Raw genomic sequence first — 16029 nt, 5'->3', positions numbered from 1 at the left:
TACAAGGTAATGATAAAAAGCCGTTTAATTAAATATTCACTTGCAATGATCGCTTGTCTTTTATCAAAACCCGCTGCCATCAAAAGCAAAATAGTTTAAAGCCCCGCCGAATCTCCTATTAATATGGAAATCAGCAAAGGCATAATGAAATAGTGCTAGAAACGATGCTCTAGCTGTTATAGCGCCAGCGGTTTACTTGGCGGCGCTTATATAATTCAGTGGTGTATATTATACACACCTTGTAGCTCATTGCAAGGACAATCTCTAATCCAAAACAATATCATATTGTTCCTGAGTATATAGATTCTCCACTTCAAAAGTGATCACTCGCCCAAGTAGATACTCTAAGTCAGCAACCGTGTCCGCCTCTGAGGTCAGTAATAAATCAATAACTGCAGCGTGAGCGACAACGGTAAACTTCTTCGGTGAGTTATAAGTACGAGCGCAGCGCATCATCTCACGAAATATTTCAAAGCAGACCGTTTCAGCGGTTTTTATAAAGCCGCGACCTTGACAAGTCACGCATGGCTCACATAACTGTTGGCCTAGTGACTCACGCGTGCGCTTACGAGTCATTTCAACTAGACCTAGCTCACTGACTTGGGTGATATTGGTCTTAGCATAATCACGAACCAGTTGCTCTCGCAAGCTAGTAAGTACATCATCTTTATGCTCTTGCTCAAGCATATCAATAAAATCAAGAATGATAATACCACCTAAATTGCGCAGGCGCAGCTGACTGGCTATCGCATGGGTGGCCTCAAGATTGGTCTTATATACGGTGTCTTCTAACGAACGACCACCAACATAAGAGCCTGTATTAACATCAATAGTGGTCATTGCCTCAGTTTGATCAATAATCAGATAACCGCCAGACTTTAGATCAACACGGCGTTTGAGAGCATCACGCAGATCTTCCTCAACGCGGTGCACATCAAAGAGTGCAGGTTCAGCGGTATAATGAACAATACGCTCTTCGATAAAAGGCACAAACTCTTTGGCAAAACGGAGTACTTGCTCATAGATTTGTGCATTGTCGATAATAACTTTTTCGGTGTCACTATGCACTAAATCACGAATAGAGCGCAGTGGTAGCGATAGCTCTTGATAAATAAGCTCAGAGCTTTGATGATGAGTAATCTCTTGGCGACGCGCACAGATAGTGCGCCATAGTTGCAAAAGATAGTAGATATCTTCTTCAAGCTTATCAACAGGGACGCGCTCAGCTGCCGTACGCGCAATCAATCCGCCTTTTAGGTTGACGGTTTGCATCAAACTAGTCAGCTCAGTCTTGAGACGAGTGCGCTCATCAATACTATCGATACGCTGTGAGATACCAATATGATCACTCGATGGCAAGTAAACAAGATACCGCGAGGGCAAAGAGATGTTAGTGGTTAAACGCGCGCCTTTACTCCCCAGCTGATCTTTGGTGACTTGTACTAACACGCGCTGAGACTCATGCAAGCGATTTTGAATAAGGCTTTTGCTAGCTATGGTAACTGTACTTTTTGGCAGTACAACAGGTGGTGTTGCATTGATATTATCAGCGGATATAACAGTGGCACTTTTCTCATTAGTGCTTGGCGCATCATTAGTAGTCTTGTTTATTTTGCTGATACTATTAATGCTATCGATGGTGTCGTTTTTATCAGCAGTCTTATCATCCATCTGAACTATTGAGGGCCCGATACTAGCTTGTGGGCGTGGCTCTCGCTGCATGTCATTCACATGTAAAAAAGCCGTGCGTGATTGTCCAATATCGACAAACGCAGCTTGCATACCTGGTAGCACTCGTACCACTGTCCCTAGATAAATATTGCCTACTAAGCCAAGCTTATGATGGCGCTCGATATAGATCTCACCTAAGACTCCGTTATCCAGCACAGCTACTCGGGATTCCATAGGACTGACATTAATTAGTAGCTCTTCAGACATAGGGCCTCTTCTTTTATTATGCTCATAGATGATTTTGTAGCTGATAGTGTAACAAACGCGCTCAGGCTCGCCCACTGTATAGCCGTATCATTATGTGTCTCAATACAGTTTTAAGAGTGGCGAAGGCTATAAAGAAAAAGAAAATGGCGAAACCTAGTGACTGGCACTCAGACACCTAGCACTTTGACGATTGTATTCTGTAGATGCTTTATTTATAAGCGCCAAAGTTTGTGCTAATGGCAGGCCGACGACATTAGTATAACTGCCATTGATATGAGTGACCCAAGCTGCGGCTAAACCCTGAATACCGTAAGCACCTGCCTTATCCGCAGGCTCGCCACTATCCCAGTAATCGCTCATCATTGAAAGTGTTAGTGGAACAAAACTAACCGCTGTACGCTCTATAATTTGTTGTTGCCATGTCGCTACTAAAGACTCATGATCCCTTACGACTAACGTCGCTTGCACCGCCGTCCAGACCTGATGGGTATTATCAGACATTTGCTGCCACATATCATACGCATGGGCGCGATCCTCAGGTTTGACCAATACGGTTTTACCATCTGGCAAGACGCCTATAGTGTCAGCGGTCAACATAATAAAGCTATCGGATGACATATATAATTCAGGCTGATGGTGTTGATCGTTAAGATCTAATTGCTTAATCGCAGCATCAGCTTTGCTTGCGACCATACGTTGGATATAGTCTTGCGGCGACTCATCCGTCAAGACACTCTCGTCGATATCCACACTGATTACTTGAAAGTCAAGCTGTGCGCTCGTCAGTAGCTCACGGCGACGCGGTGAGCCTGAAGCTAAGATAATGTCCATGATGGCTCTCTTAAGTATATTGAGATCTGTTGATTTAGCGAGTAAATTTGCGTAGCGCTAATAAAATTAATGGCCAGCTTAAGATACTCATCACTATAGATAAGCCTGACTGAATAACAAAAGCATTTTGTGTAATGAGCTGCAAGACCCAAAGACTCAGCTGAAAAGCGATTAGCCCTAATGTCGCTATAAACCAAGCGCTAGCAGTGTTAAGCTGCTTGATATAAATACTACTCGTCTTGACCACTAGCGCTACGACTACCGCCGCAAAGGCTTGCTGTCCTAAGCGTGTATCCAGCAATAAATCAGCGATAAGGCCAATAGTAAAGGCAATGAAAAACCCGACATAGCGCGGCTGAAACATCAACCAAAAAATCAACACCATGATCATCACCATCGGCCGCAAAGTCGCCATAGTCGGACTCAAAGGATAAACATTTAGCGATGAGGCAACCACGAAACTTAGTATAATGGCTAATAGTAAAAAACCTGTGGGGTGCTCAGATTCTGGGTATATCATGACAGCCTACCTCAACACTGAATCATGAGTAGCTGCTACAAGGTTTTGAGCGCTTAGCTGAGATGTTGACTGATGATTTGACTGTGTTGCCATCGAACTTATAGCACTACTATCTATAGAAGTATTTGCTATAGGCGTATTTGGTGCAGTAGCAAATTCTGGCTGGTCGATATCAGCAGCAACAGTCGCTTTATCTTGCAAAATAAGTACATAAGCATTGTCAATAAAATTAGCCGCTGGGGTAACGTTAATACTTCTAAAATTATCCGCTTGGGTATCCTTAATGAGTGCAACGCGCCCTACTCTAAAACCTGCAGGAATCCGACCACCTAGGCCTGATGATACTAGCTCATCACCAACGCGCACATCTGAGGTCTTAAAAACATAGTTTAATCGCAATGAGGACGGAATACCCTCACCCGTTACAATACCGCGCTGACCAGTACGCTTGATGGTCACGGCGACCGACTGCTGCTTATCGGTGATTAACAGTAACCGGCTGGTATTCGGATAAACATTGATAATCTGACCTAATACACCATCTTCATCAATGACGGTTTGCCCGACCTGTACCCCGTCTTGCTCGCCCTTATTGAGCACGACGATTTGTTTGAGCGGATTAGTGTCAGTACCGATCACTTGCGCTAAATTTAGATCGAACTGTTCAGGCCTAGTCGTTGACAATACACCTTGCAGCCGCGCATTTTGCGCTAAGATATAGTCCTGCTGTTGCAGTTTGGCTTGGGCGTGAATAAGCTGGGATTTGAGCTGAACGTTTTCGCGGCGTAGTGATTCTTTTGATTGGCCGCTACCACTCACCCAATGACTGGCATAGCTTGGCAACAAGGACAACTCATAGATAGGCTGCATTGCCGAATGACTAAGATTGCGCACTGGTTTGAACCATTCAGGATTTTTGCTATCAAACCACATAAGTATGAGCGCTGCTATTAATACAATAGCAGTAATACGTAGTGATAAAGGCTGGCGTGCAAAAATACTTGGGATCATAAATTATCTAACTTTATCCATGCTTGAAGATACTGCTATAAAAAAAGCAGTCTTTACGACTGCCTTAAATTTTATATTTTAGTTATACTGCTTAAACTCAAAAACTTATACAAAGATCATATTCAAACTTTTGTTATTAATAAAATCAAGCGCCATACCACCGCCACGACTGACACACGTTAATGGGTCCTCTGCCACAGAGACAGGCAGGCCTGTTTCTCTTGAAATCAACTTGTCCAAATCACGTAGCAAGGCTCCGCCACCTGTTAGAACAATACCACGTTCGGCGATATCTGATGATAGCTCTGGTGGCGTCTGCTCAAGTGCTGCTTTTACTGCGCTGACGATACCGCTCAATGGGTCGCTCAGCGCTTTTTGCACTTCTTCTGAATTGACAATAAAAGTCTTAGGAACGCCCTCTGCCATACTACGACCACGAACTTCTACTTCTAGTTGTTCACTTTCATTAAGCGCTGTGCCAACCTCTGTTTTGATCCGCTCAGCGGTAGTCTCACCAATGACGCAACCATGCGTACGGCGTACGTGAGTGATGATAGCTTCATCAAACATATCACCACCGATGCGAATCGACTCAGCATAAACACAACCTGACAAAGCGATAACTGCAATCTCAGTGGTGCCGCCACCGATATCGACGACCATAGAGCCACTCGCTTCATGTACCGGCATACCTGCGCCAATTGCAGCAGCCATAGGCTCTTCTAACAACAATACTTTGCTAGCACCTGCTGACGATACTGCCTCACGAATGGCTTTTCGCTCAACCAAGGTCGATTTGCAAGGCACGCAAACCACGACATTTGGTTGCGCCATAAAACGCTTGGCTTTTACTTTAGCAATAAAATGCTTAAGCATCTTTTGCGTCACTTCAAAGTCAGCAATAACGCCATCCTTTAAAGGGCGGATAGCAGTGATGTTAGAGGGCGTACGACCCAGCATCTGCTTAGCATCAATACCGACTGCGGCTACGGTTGGGTTTTGGGTACGGTTACTACGCAGAGCAACAACGGTAGGCTCATCGAGCACCACCCCTTTACCAGGAATAAAAATTAACGTGTTTGCAGTGCCAAGATCGATGGCAATGTTATTTGATAAAAATCCAAAAGGGTTCATGACTAGTATATCCAGCGCTTTACAAAATAAGGCAAATGAGGCGAATGAGAGAGCTAAGACGTACTTATTGGCAATAAATAGGCTAGCATTAGCCGCCTATGGTAACGAAAGCTTACCGACACAACAAGTAAAGCCTAAACAACACTATTAAGGTGGGACAAATTATACCGATTTAGCTTGGAAAAAACACAGCTATTTTTAGTAGTAGTGCATGATATTCATTTAAAATGCTAGAATTTGTTACTAATCTCATAAATAGCAAAGTTATTACTGAAATTGAGACTTTATAAAGAATTCAGTTAATCTTCTCAATCTACTTATTATCTAGGGTCTGTTGAACATTCACAAGAGGGCACTGCTGATAGCTAAAATGGTTCTAGTCTAAGTAAAAATAGCAGATAATGCAGATGCCTTAGCTAGATTTTTACAACGAATAGAGCGATTTTAGCATCAGCCCTGAGAACGGATCGAGCAAAGCACTGCTTTGCCCGTTCGCAAGACGAGAGCTGTGCTCGAGTGGGACAGGACTCTTTTTTGCCGCTTCATTGCTAAAAATAGACGCTTAGAATGACTAAACTTACAATTTTTATCTGCGAAGCGCCTAAAAAATAGTCTCTGTCAGTGCCACGTTCGAATGTTCAACAGACCCTAGTATTTACTGTATCTTATTTGTTCTATAAATAGGCAAACAATTGATAATAAATAAATAATCACCAGCTCATGTTACTCACTCTTTACAATTGCGGGCGAATAAGCGCTCATATTCTGTAAAATCATCTCAGATGCTTTATAATAAATGACTTATGATAGTTTATGTTTCAAATTATTTAGCCCGACTCTAACTATTTACGTAGTCGTTTCTTATCCTTTTTTAACACTGCTTTAATTGGAGAAATTATGTCACCGCAAACGTCAACTAGTGATAGTAGCGTCAGTCGTCAAGAAATATTAGAAGTTGCCAGCTTAGCTCGCTTAGGTGTCGATGCCGATACTGCTGACAGTTATGCTAATGAGATCAGTAAAGTATTGACTTTGATGGATACGCTAGCCGCTGTCGACACTGACGAGCTGACGCCCCTCGCCAATATCCATGAGGCTTGCCAAGAACTACGCGCTGATGTTGCCCATCATGATATCGATCGTGAGCGTAATCAATCTGTCGCGCCAGCAACAGAGGCAGGTTTATATTTAGTGCCGCAAGTTATTGAATAACAGCATCGAATAATGGCTCAGCCTAGTACATAAACTAGCTCAGTTATACGATTAGCTTAGTTATATTAAATGGCATCACTACTATTTTCTTATTTAGTGCACTTAGCACTATTAACATTATGACGGACGACCCCTTATGTCTGAGATTCATCATTTATCCACCCAGCAATTGATTGCGGGTCTGCAGAATAAACAATTTAGCAGCTTGGAATTAACCGAGCATTATATCAAGCGCATTGACGCCTTAGATAGCAAGATTAACAGCTTTATTACTCATACTTCCCAGACAGCGCTTGCGCAAGCAAAAGCCGCTGATGAGATGCGTGCACAAGGTGATAATCGTATGCTACTGGGTATTCCTATGGCACATAAAGATATCTTTTGCACTCAAGGCGTACTGACCACTTGTGGCTCAAAAATGCTGCATAACTTTGTCTCGCCTTATAATGCCACTATCGTATCGAATATCGAAAACGCGGGCATGATTAGCTTAGGTAAGCTGAATATGGATGAGTTTGCGATGGGCTCTGATAATAGCAGCTCTTATTATGGCACGGTACAAAACCCATGGGATTTGGAGCGTGTACCTGGTGGCTCATCAGGCGGCAGTGCCGCTGCGGTTGCCGCAGGCTTCGTCCCGCTAGCTACTGCCAGCGATACGGGTGGCTCGATTCGTCAACCTGCATCATTCTGTGGGTTAACCGGTATCAAACCGACTTATGGCCGAGTATCACGCTTTGGCATGATTGCTTATGCCTCAAGCCTAGATCAAGCAGGTAGCTTAGGTCATAGCGCTCGCGACTGTGCGTATCTGCTGCAACCAATGATCGGACATGATCCACGTGATGCCACGTCTATCAAACATGATATGCCTGACTACGTGAGCGATCTTGATGAAGCAGTAGCCAATGCAGGCGATAAGCCTTTCGCGGGTCTACGCATCGGTGTCGCCAAAGAGTACTTCGGTGCAGGTCTTGATAGTGAGGTCGAAAAATCAGTACGCGCGGCATTGAGTAAATATGAAGAGCTGGGCGCTACTATCGTTGAAGTCACTATTACTGATCCTGAGATTACCCTTGCCACTTACTATATGCTCGCCCCAGCCGAGGCTTCATCAAACTTATCGCGTTTTGATGGGGTACGTTTTGGCTATCGTTGCGAGGATCCAAAAGACTTAATTGATCTGTATACTCGTTCACGCTCGGAAGGTTTTGGCCCTGAGGTGCAGCGCCGTATTTTGATGGGCACTTACGCCCTGTCGGCAGGCTACTTTGATGCTTATTATACTAAGGCACAAAAGATACGCCGTATCATCATCAAAGACTTTGAAGATGCCTTTGAGAGTTGTGATGTCATTGCTAGTCCTACTGCGCCAACCGCAGCTTACAAGCTTAGCGATGACTTGGATTCAGCGACGATGTACTTAGGTGACGTTTATACTATTGGGGTCAATCTTGCAGGTCTGCCCTCTATCAGCCAGCCCGTCGGCTTAACGTCTGAGGGCCTACCAGTAGGCTTACAGCTTATCGGTAAACATTGGGAAGAAAGCAAGCTGCTGACCACAGCGCATCTATTCCAGCAACACACCGATCACCACTTGCAGCATTCACTTATCGCAAAACAGAGCGTTTAAGATATTGCTATAGTTAAATAACTTACTGTATCGAACTGAAACTTTCAAGTGTACAAAATTCTGACTTAGCTTTTAACTTTACCTTTTACTTCACTGGAGATATAAAATGAGTTTTATTGACATGATGAAGCAAGACTATGACTTAGATGATAATCAAGCCAACGCTCTAAAAATAGAGCTTCAAAAGATAGAAGAATACTTTGATAAAAACTTCGAAGATAGTCCAAGTTTTTTTGCAGCGTTTTACGAAAGGTTTGAAAAAACGATTGCACCCTATGGATTTGAAGATGCTAAGCAAGTGGAACCTTTAATAAGCAGCTTGTATCGCCAAGGTAAATTTAGAATCTTAGTAAGTTATGTTATTCCTGCCTTTTATCAAAGTGGCGGAAATAGTGAGATTTTTGCGGACACTTATACGCAGATGTTGAATCATCATTAAAGGGTGCTTAATGAATTAATCCTTAACAAACGGATTGATACTAAGCCTACTTCGCTAGCCGTATTAGTTAGAACACTTTAGATAAGTTAATAATAAGTAATAAATGCAGTTTTAAGATCTATTTAAATTTTATGATGGGATTTTATGATGGAAATGACAGAGTTTGCCGTTCGCGAAGAATTGCTCGTCGATGGCTATGAAGTAGTTATTGGTATTGAAATTCACTGTCAGCTAAATACTGACAGTAAGATATTCTCAAGTGCCCCAACTGATTTTGGTCATGAAGCCAATACTCAAGCCAGTATTGTCGATTTGGGCTTACCTGGCGTGCTTCCAGTATTGAATGCAGGCGTCGTCGATCGTGCGCTAAAATTCGGTATCGGTATCAATGCGGAGTTGGGGCTATTCAATACTTTTGACCGTAAGAACTACTTTTATCCTGATTTGCCAAAAGGCTATCAGATCACCCAAATGGCCAATCCTATTGTCGGTCGCGGACATATCGATGTGGTGGTCAATGAAGGGGATAAAAATGAATACCCTAAACGCATGGGTATCACGCGAGCGCATTTAGAAGAAGATGCAGGCAAATCAGTACATGATGCGGTCGACGGTATGACAGGTGTCGATCTGAACCGTGCTGGCACGCCACTGATTGAGATTGTCTCTGAGCCTGATATGCGCTCCGCAGCCGAGGCACTCGCTTATATCAAAGCCATCCATCAGCTGGTCACTTGGCTCGGCATCTCTGATGCCATTATGGCTGAAGGCTCGTTCCGCTGTGACTGTAACGTCTCGATACGTAGGCCTGGCGGCGATCTTGGCACGCGTACTGAGCTGAAAAACCTAAACTCATTTAGGAATATCGAACGCGCTATCCATCGCGAAATCGAGCGTCAAATTGATATCTTAGAGGACGGCGGTAAAGTCATACAAGCGACGATGCTTTATGATCCTGAAAAAGATCAAACTCGGGTTATGCGCACTAAAGAAGACGCTAACGACTATCGCTACTTCCCTGATCCTGATCTGTTGCCTGTACGTATCGAGCAGCATACGGTCGATGAGATCAAAGCTGCTATGCCAGAGCTACCTGTGGCTCGTCGAGCACGCTTAGAGCATGACCTTGATCTGTCTGAATATGATGCGCGTATCTTAACGGGTAGTCGTCAACTAGCCGATTATTATGAAGCGGTAGTTGAGGAAACAGGACAGTCGCATGCCAAGATCGCAGCGAACTGGGTGATGGGTGAGCTACTTGGTGCATTGAATAAAGACGATAAAGAGATCACTGACTCACCTATCAGCGCTAAACAATTGGCTCATATGCTCAAGCGACTCTTTGATGATACGCTCTCTGGCAAAATGGCCAAGACTGTCTTTAGCGCGTTATACGCGCGTGAGGGTGGCGATAGCGATGATGCCGCTGATCAAATCATTGAGTCTAAAGGTCTAAAACAAGAAACCGATACGGGCGCGATCAAGGCGATCGTTGAGGAAGTTATTGCTAATAACCAAGCGATGGTCGATGAGTATCGCGGTGGCAAGCAAAAAGCCTTTAACGGTCTAGTCGGTCAAGTAATGAAAGCCAGTCGCGGTAGTGCCAATCCACAGCAAGTGAATGAGATTTTAAAAGTGTTGTTGGATTAAGCAGCTTCGATCAATAGAATAAGCTGATTGTGATATGTAAATTTAGCGGTTAATCTACAAAACAATTAACCCTTGCAATATAAGTAAATTTGCGTAAAATAGTCAGTCATTCGGGGCGTAGCGCAGTCTGGTAGCGCACTACACTGGGGGTGTAGGGGTCGCAGGTTCAAATCCTGCCGTTCCGACCAAACATAGCAGTATTAAAGAAGTCAGTCATTTTAATTAATGGCTGGCTTTTTTTTGGTTATAAAGACTAGATTTAGCTAGCCTACCTTTTAAACAAACATTATTTTTTATATTAAAACAAAGAAAATAGTCTTTATGCTACAATGTAGTATACATAATAAGAGATAATAGAATGTACACTCTAAGAGAAACACCTATCTACACTAAGATGGTAGATAGTCTATTATCGTTGGAGGAGCAAGGAGAACTGAACGCTTTTATTGCTAGTCACGCAGACGCAGGTGATGTTATTCAAAGTAGCGGTGGCTGTCGTAAAATACGTTGGAAGCAAGCAGGTAAAGGTAAAAGCGGTAGCGTTAGAATTATATATTTTAATCAATTAGAAGACGGTTTAATTACTTTATTACTTATTTATGCCAAATCAAATTTGGATATTATACCTAGTCATAAACTCCGTCAGATTAAGCAGGAGCTTACCAAATGAATACTAATGATTTAGATAATATTGATGTAACTACTCACAAATTTACAGGTGATGAGCTTGGAGATCTGTTGCTAGCCAGTGTTCAGCAAATGAATGCTGGAGAAATTAGTAGAACTCATACGGCGACGGTAAACGAAGCAATCGAAGCTCGTCATAAGACAGGACTATCCCAAAGAGAGTTTGCCGATATTATGCAGGTCTCTATTCGCACATTGCAAGCTTGGGAACAAGGTAAACGTCAACCTTCAGGCTCAGCAGCTACTCTACTTAAAGTCGCGACTCAATCACCGCAGACTTTATTAAATTTAAGGTAGAGTGTTATCAAAACTAAAATTATAAAAGCCAGTTGTTTTAGTTTCAGCTTATGGTATACCTAGCGAGTTTATCCAAGCTTTGAACGATGTAGCAAAAGCTAAAGGCATGAATGTGAGCTATGCTGAAAAAACCGTACACCTAAACTTGGTAAACTAAGCGTATTAATCGGAGTTTATCATGACCAAGAAAGTAAGAGCCTACAGTGACGAATTTAAAGCCGAGGCCGTCAAGAAGATAGCAGACAATAATGGCAATATCTCAGCGACCGCAAAGCACCTTGGCATCGCCATGCAGACCTTATCTAATTGGCATAATAAAGCCAATCAAGGCAAGCTTATCGGCACAGAACAATATGATCCTGATCTTATGACGGCTCTTCAGGAAATAAAGCAGCTCAAACGACAGCTTAAAGTAGCCGAAGAGGAACGAGAGATCCTAAAAAAGGCCACCGCGTACTTTGCAAAGCACAGTTAGTCAGGTACGCCTTTATCAAAGATAACCAGATCTTCTTTAGCAACACCACTATGTGCCGTGTGCTAAGTGTTAAGTCATCAAGTTATTACGACTGGATAAATCGCGATATCAGCGACCAACAGATACATCGTCACCAGTCTGAGCTACTGGTTAGGGCTGCTCACAGTGAAGCTCGTGAGCGACTGCATGCAAAGCTAATAGAGCAAGGCCAAGACATTAGCTTGTACATGGTCAGACGTATCAAAGAAGAACATAGTATCAAATGCCGTCGCCACAAGCGCTTTAAAGTAACCACTGACTTAAACCATAACAAGCTGGTCTATCCAAACGTTCTGGATCAGAAGTTTGGTGCTAGGCATCCTAATGAGTCTTGGGTCAGCGATATTACTTATATCTGGACCGATGAAGGCTGGTTGTATTTGGCAGGAGTGAAAGACCTCTACACTAAAGAGCTGGTCGGCTATGCTATCAATAAGCGCATGACTGCTGACTCAGTTGGCAAAGCACTCAGTATGGCAGTCAAAAACAAACGACCAAACCCAGGATTGATTGTTCATTCAGACAGAGGCAGTCAGTACTGCAGCCATGCGTATCACAAGATCATCAAACAGCATCAGTTCATAGGCTCAATGAGCGGTAAGGGAAATTGTTATGATAATGCGCCAATAGAGAGTTTCTGGGGCACATTAAAGAATGAGCTGATATATCATCACGACTATAAAACAAGGTTTATAGCCATAAACGAGATCATTGGCTATATTGAGCTGTACTACAATCAAACGAGGATTCAAAAGGGCCTGGATTATAAGTCGCCAAGACAGGTGTGGTTTGACTTTTATCGTCAGGCTGCGTAACTAAAATCTCCCAAGTTTAACTGTACGGATTTGACGGCAGGGGTCACTTTTTTAACACATTATATTTAGGGTTAATAAGCTTCACTCAATCTATTCACTTTCATGTTAATATTTCAGATCTTATTTTATTCACATCTAAACAACTCTGGATTGGATTCTAATGAAAAAATCAATATCGATACCTGTATTAACAGTGCTTTGTACTATTATATTACCTGCTTGTACAAGCACACCACCCTCTAGCAATACTTTAATTGTTCCTACTACGAATAACAGTTATTTAATGGCAAAAGGGATGTGGAAAGACCCTAATACAGGGTTAATTTGGGATAGATGTAATGCAGGGCAAACATGGAATGGTACTACATGTGTAGGTACGGCGCTGAAGTTAAACAGAGATGATATATGGAACTATGTACGTGATTTTACTCGTACAGGCGGTCATAAAGATTGGAGATTACCTCTTGCTGGAGAACTTGCTAGTCTTAGAGTATGCACCGCAGGTTGGGAAAAAGAATCTAAGAAAACCAGTGAATTGACCGCTCAAGGACGAGTGACGCAAGACGTCAATATTATAAAAACATTATCTCTTCCTGTTGAGATGATAAATAAGAATTACAGTGGCCGTGCTGAGAGAGATATCCCTAGAAGATGTGCTGATGGTTCAAGTAAACCTACTTTAAATACAAATATTTTTCCTAATACACCTACCGATGGTCGTTATTTTTCATCCCCGCCTAACGGTAGATCTTATTCTCCAACTTGGAATTTACATTTAGGTAACGGTAGCATTGAACCTAATGTCACAGATTTTGGTGGTACGAATGAGGGATATGTGCGTGCTGTTCGTAGCAAGTAATATACTAGGCAGGCAACGTAAACCAAATGCTTTAACGAGCAAGCGTAGCGCAAGTGTACTCTAATATAATAATACCTTTGTGGCATTTAGTTTAGCTGGTTCATATCTTTGTCTATCAGAGTAGAGTGGTCAATTTTAAATATTGGATACACACCAATAATAGTCAGTCTTTTAGCGTATAAAATGACGTTATGCTAAATAGTTAGCCCTCCCAAGACATCAATTTTAGGATGATTATGCGCTCAATTAAATTTTCAGCTTTAGTTTTAACTTGTTTTGTATCAGTTCCAACACTGGCTGATTATGATCAGACGAATAGAACGGATCGAGTAACATGGAGTACAGAATATAATGCGTATCCTAAGTGGTTTATAGGTGACTTAGAAGAAGAATTAAGTAGAGATATGTCTGATATGGGTATCATAAATTATGAAAAGGAGAAGTGTGTAAAAGCTATTCCTCTCGCTGAGCAAGGTATCGATTTTGCGCAATTAATTTCAGGGTATGGTTATCAACATGGCGTTTGTGTAGACCAAGACTACGAGAAAGCACTATTTTGGTATAGAAAAGCAGCAAATCAGGGTAATGATAGGGCCCAAAGCCGTCTTGGAGACATGTATAGCGAAGGATTAGGAGTAGAACAGGATTATGAAGAAGCCGCTAAATGGTATCGAAGGTCAGCTGATCAAAACTATGGGGGAGCACAATACGCCCTTGGAGCTATGTATAGCAAAGGATTAGGAGTAGAACAGGATTATGAAGAAGCCATTGACTTACTTAGCAAGGCTTATGAGGTGGGCTATAGGACATCTCAGGCCGAATATAATGTTTTTGGGACATCACCTAAAGATCATTATTACTTAGAGCGTAGCCAGTTAGCACTTGCCAAAAAATACATGTGGAATCAGGGTAAGCCTCGTGATCTCCCTAAAGCTTATGCACTGACAAAAGCCGCCGCTTCTTTAGATTATGCTTATGCTCCTGCTCAATTAGATCTGGGTTTTATGCATAGTATGGGGATAGGAACACCAAAAGATTATAATGAAGCTATGAAATGGTTCAAGGCCGCTAAGGAGTCAGCTGATGCAGAACTTAATTGGAGCGACCCAGAAGATACTAAAGTTTTAAAATCAGTTATTAGAATTGCGGAGATACAAATAAAAATTTTACAGTACCATATCGATAATATGGAAATCTAAAAAATTAGTAGCAATTAATATAAGGTCTGCATGGCGATACCAAGCTGCTTTGCCGTCGCTGAAACATTGCCATTATTATCTGCTATCTTTTTAAGAGCCAGCCCCTAATCCAAGAGCTGGCTTTTCTATTATTAATTATTGTCAGCTAAACGTTAAACAGACGCTTTAGTAATAGCGCTCAACTCTTCATTAATAATAAAAGTCTTGGCACTAATATCAGTAAAGCCAAATGATTCTAAACGCTCTGTATGCTTAGCCAGATATCTATTAGCGTCATCCAAATTATCAAAAACATAAATACCACCTGCCTCTTGAGTCTCTTGGTTTTCAGTCCATAGCTTATAAACCAAACCTTTCTCGGTAACGATGTCTTCAGCTAGATCTTTCATTTGCTTGTAAAAATCGTCACCGAAAGGGCCAGTATAGGGAAAGTCCATCTGTAAAAGGTATTGCATATTTTGCTCCATTTTTTAAAATTCAAGCTTAACACTCTACATAGCGCTCCATGTAAGAGTGTAGTTTTACCGCGCTCTATTCAAATACTTTTACATAGTTTGCCAGTGAAAAACGAATATCACTATTGGCAGCTTGAACGTGCTGATCAGATGAGCCATCAGGCAGATCAACCCAATAGGCTTGCGGGTGTTTAGCTTGCAGATACTGATATAGATATTGTCTGGTACTATCGACGATCTCATCATCTTTCTTATAAGATGAGTCGTCATTGTCAGAATTACCAGGCTGCCATTGATTATATATCACCGCGTGCAGGCTCAACGAGCGACTCTCTATTGCCTCAATGCTCAGCAGGGTATGATTGATACTGCCGAGTCTACCCGAGGTGACTAAAACAATAGGATAGCCTAGCTTGGCAATATAATCTAAGCTCAATAATGAAGGAGTAATCGGCACCATAAGCCCGCCAGCACCTTCTAAAAGCACAATATCATACTCTGTTAAGAGTTTATTCGTTGCAGTAGTAATAAGCTCAGGGTCAATTACAGTGTGCTCTAGAGCTGATGATAAATGCGGTGAAGCTGGTTTTCTAAATACATAAGGGCAAGTTGTCCCATCCTTATCTGCCCTTTGCAACGGCATTCCCATCATCTTTCTATGAACAATCAGATCTTCTGCAATATCGTGACATCCTGTCTGTACCAGTTTTTGCGTAATTACCTTACATCCCTGTTGATACAGAGCTTTTGCTAACTGTCCTGTCGCTATTGTTTTACCTATATCTGTATCAATACCACTTATAAATAGTACTGTCATACTTACTGTTCCTCAATT

Annotated in this window: 15 protein-coding genes, 1 tRNA gene and 2 pseudogenes; 10 read left to right on the top strand and 8 right to left on the bottom strand. The window is 42.2% G+C overall.

The features are described 5' to 3' along the window. Positions 1-264: 264 nt before the first annotated feature. The 5 genes and pseudogenes from Q9G97_RS02885 to Q9G97_RS02865 form a co-directional block, all read right to left on the bottom strand. Positions 265-1938 (bottom strand): Rne/Rng family ribonuclease, encoded by a 1674-nt coding sequence (locus Q9G97_RS02885; RefSeq protein WP_305899658.1) that lies wholly within the window; start codon positions 1936-1938, stop codon positions 265-267. 153 nt (positions 1939-2091) lie between these two features. Continuing rightward, positions 2092-2769 (bottom strand): nucleoside triphosphate pyrophosphatase, encoded by a 678-nt coding sequence (locus Q9G97_RS02880; RefSeq protein ID WP_305899657.1) that lies wholly within the window; start codon positions 2767-2769, stop codon positions 2092-2094. 34 nt (positions 2770-2803) lie between these two features. Continuing rightward, positions 2804-3289: a rod shape-determining protein MreD gene (gene mreD, locus Q9G97_RS02875; protein WP_201572017.1), complete on the bottom strand. Its 486-nt coding sequence runs from the start codon at positions 3287-3289 to the stop codon at positions 2804-2806. Between the two features lie 189 nt (positions 3290-3478). Further along, a pseudogene (gene mreC, locus Q9G97_RS02870) lies at positions 3479-4300 on the bottom strand (rod shape-determining protein MreC); the annotation flags it as partial. Positions 4301-4405: 105 nt separating this feature from the next. After that, positions 4406-5434, bottom strand: coding sequence for a rod shape-determining protein (locus Q9G97_RS02865; protein WP_305899656.1), 1029 nt, complete (start codon positions 5432-5434; stop codon positions 4406-4408). An 897-nt stretch (positions 5435-6331) separates the two neighbouring features. Here Q9G97_RS02865 and gatC point away from each other — a divergent pair. The 10 genes from gatC to Q9G97_RS02815 all read left to right on the top strand — a co-directional run bounded on the left by gatC (position 6332) and on the right by Q9G97_RS02815 (position 14739). Then, positions 6332-6646 carry an Asp-tRNA(Asn)/Glu-tRNA(Gln) amidotransferase subunit GatC gene (gatC, locus tag Q9G97_RS02860; protein ID WP_305899655.1) on the top strand — a complete coding sequence of 105 codons (315 nt, stop codon included), beginning with the start codon at positions 6332-6334 and terminating at the stop codon, positions 6644-6646. Positions 6647-6782: 136 nt separating this feature from the next. Then, positions 6783-8279, top strand: coding sequence for an Asp-tRNA(Asn)/Glu-tRNA(Gln) amidotransferase subunit GatA (gene gatA / locus Q9G97_RS02855; RefSeq protein ID WP_305899654.1), 1497 nt, complete (start codon positions 6783-6785; stop codon positions 8277-8279). 106 nt (positions 8280-8385) lie between these two features. After that, positions 8386-8718 carry a hypothetical protein gene (locus tag Q9G97_RS02850; protein ID WP_305899653.1) on the top strand — a complete coding sequence of 111 codons (333 nt, stop codon included), beginning with the start codon at positions 8386-8388 and terminating at the stop codon, positions 8716-8718. Between the two features lie 144 nt (positions 8719-8862). After that, on the top strand, positions 8863-10368 hold the full coding sequence (gatB, locus tag Q9G97_RS02845) for an Asp-tRNA(Asn)/Glu-tRNA(Gln) amidotransferase subunit GatB (protein WP_305899652.1): 1506 nt from the start codon (positions 8863-8865) through the stop codon (positions 10366-10368). A 111-nt stretch (positions 10369-10479) separates the two neighbouring features. Continuing rightward, positions 10480-10556, top strand: a tRNA-Pro gene (locus Q9G97_RS02840). A gap of 170 nt (positions 10557-10726) precedes the next feature. Beyond that, positions 10727-11038 carry a transcriptional regulator gene (locus Q9G97_RS02835; RefSeq protein WP_305899651.1) on the top strand — a complete coding sequence of 104 codons (312 nt, stop codon included), beginning with the start codon at positions 10727-10729 and terminating at the stop codon, positions 11036-11038. Beyond that, the gene (locus tag Q9G97_RS02830) at positions 11035-11352 is read left to right on the top strand and encodes a DNA-binding transcriptional regulator (RefSeq protein ID WP_305899650.1); all 318 of its coding nucleotides are present in this window, start codon (positions 11035-11037) and stop codon (positions 11350-11352) included. Before Q9G97_RS02835 ends, Q9G97_RS02830 begins: the two co-directional genes overlap by 4 nt. 178 nt (positions 11353-11530) lie before the next feature. Then, positions 11531-12681, top strand: a protein-coding gene (locus Q9G97_RS02825; RefSeq protein ID WP_305899649.1) for an IS3 family transposase whose coding sequence is annotated in 2 segments (ribosomal slippage) — positions 11531-11789 and positions 11789-12681 — 1152 coding nt in all. Because the reading frame shifts where the segments join, the coding sequence is not laid out codon by codon here. Positions 12682-12841: 160 nt separating this feature from the next. Next, a complete protein-coding gene (locus Q9G97_RS02820) occupies positions 12842-13540 on the top strand; it encodes a DUF1566 domain-containing protein (RefSeq protein ID WP_305899648.1) in 699 nt (232 codons plus the stop codon). A gap of 236 nt (positions 13541-13776) precedes the next feature. Further along, positions 13777-14739 (top strand): tetratricopeptide repeat protein, encoded by a 963-nt coding sequence (locus Q9G97_RS02815; RefSeq protein WP_305899647.1) that lies wholly within the window; start codon positions 13777-13779, stop codon positions 14737-14739. Between the two features lie 20 nt (positions 14740-14759). Here Q9G97_RS02815 and Q9G97_RS13570 read toward each other — a convergent pair. From Q9G97_RS13570 to bioD, 3 genes and pseudogenes are all read right to left on the bottom strand, one after another. After that, a pseudogene (locus Q9G97_RS13570) lies at positions 14760-14840 on the bottom strand (hypothetical protein); the annotation flags it as partial. 51 nt (positions 14841-14891) lie between these two features. Then, a complete protein-coding gene (locus tag Q9G97_RS02810; protein WP_305899646.1) occupies positions 14892-15194 on the bottom strand; it encodes a monooxygenase in 303 nt (100 codons plus the stop codon). Positions 15195-15270: 76 nt separating this feature from the next. Continuing rightward, positions 15271-16011: a dethiobiotin synthase gene (bioD, locus tag Q9G97_RS02805; RefSeq protein ID WP_305899645.1), complete on the bottom strand. Its 741-nt coding sequence runs from the start codon at positions 16009-16011 to the stop codon at positions 15271-15273. Positions 16012-16029 lie beyond the last annotated feature (18 nt).

The organism is Psychrobacter sp. M13 (assembly GCF_030718935.1).
In the GTDB taxonomy this organism is placed as follows: Bacteria; Pseudomonadota; Gammaproteobacteria; order Pseudomonadales; family Moraxellaceae; genus Psychrobacter; species Psychrobacter immobilis_G.
The sequence above is the reverse complement of the archived record's forward strand: the minus strand, read 5'-3'. Positions and strand labels throughout refer to the sequence as shown.

What these genes read in the sequence shown, in the direction of transcription:
- bioD (WP_305899645.1), bottom strand. Translation starts at nt 16,011, where the DNA reads ATGACAGTACTATTTATAAGTGGTATTGATACAGATATAGGTAAAACA.
- Q9G97_RS02850 (WP_305899653.1), top strand. Translation starts at nt 8,386, where the DNA reads ATGAGTTTTATTGACATGATGAAGCAAGACTATGACTTAGATGATAAT.
- mreD (WP_201572017.1), bottom strand. Translation starts at nt 3,289, where the DNA reads ATGATATACCCAGAATCTGAGCACCCCACAGGTTTTTTACTATTAGCC.
- Q9G97_RS02810 (WP_305899646.1), bottom strand. Translation starts at nt 15,194, where the DNA reads ATGCAATACCTTTTACAGATGGACTTTCCCTATACTGGCCCTTTCGGT.
- gatA (WP_305899654.1), top strand. Translation starts at nt 6,783, where the DNA reads ATGTCTGAGATTCATCATTTATCCACCCAGCAATTGATTGCGGGTCTG.
- Q9G97_RS02835 (WP_305899651.1), top strand. Translation starts at nt 10,727, where the DNA reads ATGTACACTCTAAGAGAAACACCTATCTACACTAAGATGGTAGATAGT.
- Q9G97_RS02880 (WP_305899657.1), bottom strand. Translation starts at nt 2,769, where the DNA reads ATGGACATTATCTTAGCTTCAGGCTCACCGCGTCGCCGTGAGCTACTG.
- Q9G97_RS02820 (WP_305899648.1), top strand. Translation starts at nt 12,842, where the DNA reads ATGAAAAAATCAATATCGATACCTGTATTAACAGTGCTTTGTACTATT.
- gatC (WP_305899655.1), top strand. Translation starts at nt 6,332, where the DNA reads ATGTCACCGCAAACGTCAACTAGTGATAGTAGCGTCAGTCGTCAAGAA.
- Q9G97_RS02885 (WP_305899658.1), bottom strand. Translation starts at nt 1,938, where the DNA reads ATGTCTGAAGAGCTACTAATTAATGTCAGTCCTATGGAATCCCGAGTA.
- Q9G97_RS02830 (WP_305899650.1), top strand. Translation starts at nt 11,035, where the DNA reads ATGAATACTAATGATTTAGATAATATTGATGTAACTACTCACAAATTT.
- Q9G97_RS02865 (WP_305899656.1), bottom strand. Translation starts at nt 5,434, where the DNA reads ATGAACCCTTTTGGATTTTTATCAAATAACATTGCCATCGATCTTGGC.
- gatB (WP_305899652.1), top strand. Translation starts at nt 8,863, where the DNA reads ATGATGGAAATGACAGAGTTTGCCGTTCGCGAAGAATTGCTCGTCGAT.
- Q9G97_RS02815 (WP_305899647.1), top strand. Translation starts at nt 13,777, where the DNA reads ATGCGCTCAATTAAATTTTCAGCTTTAGTTTTAACTTGTTTTGTATCA.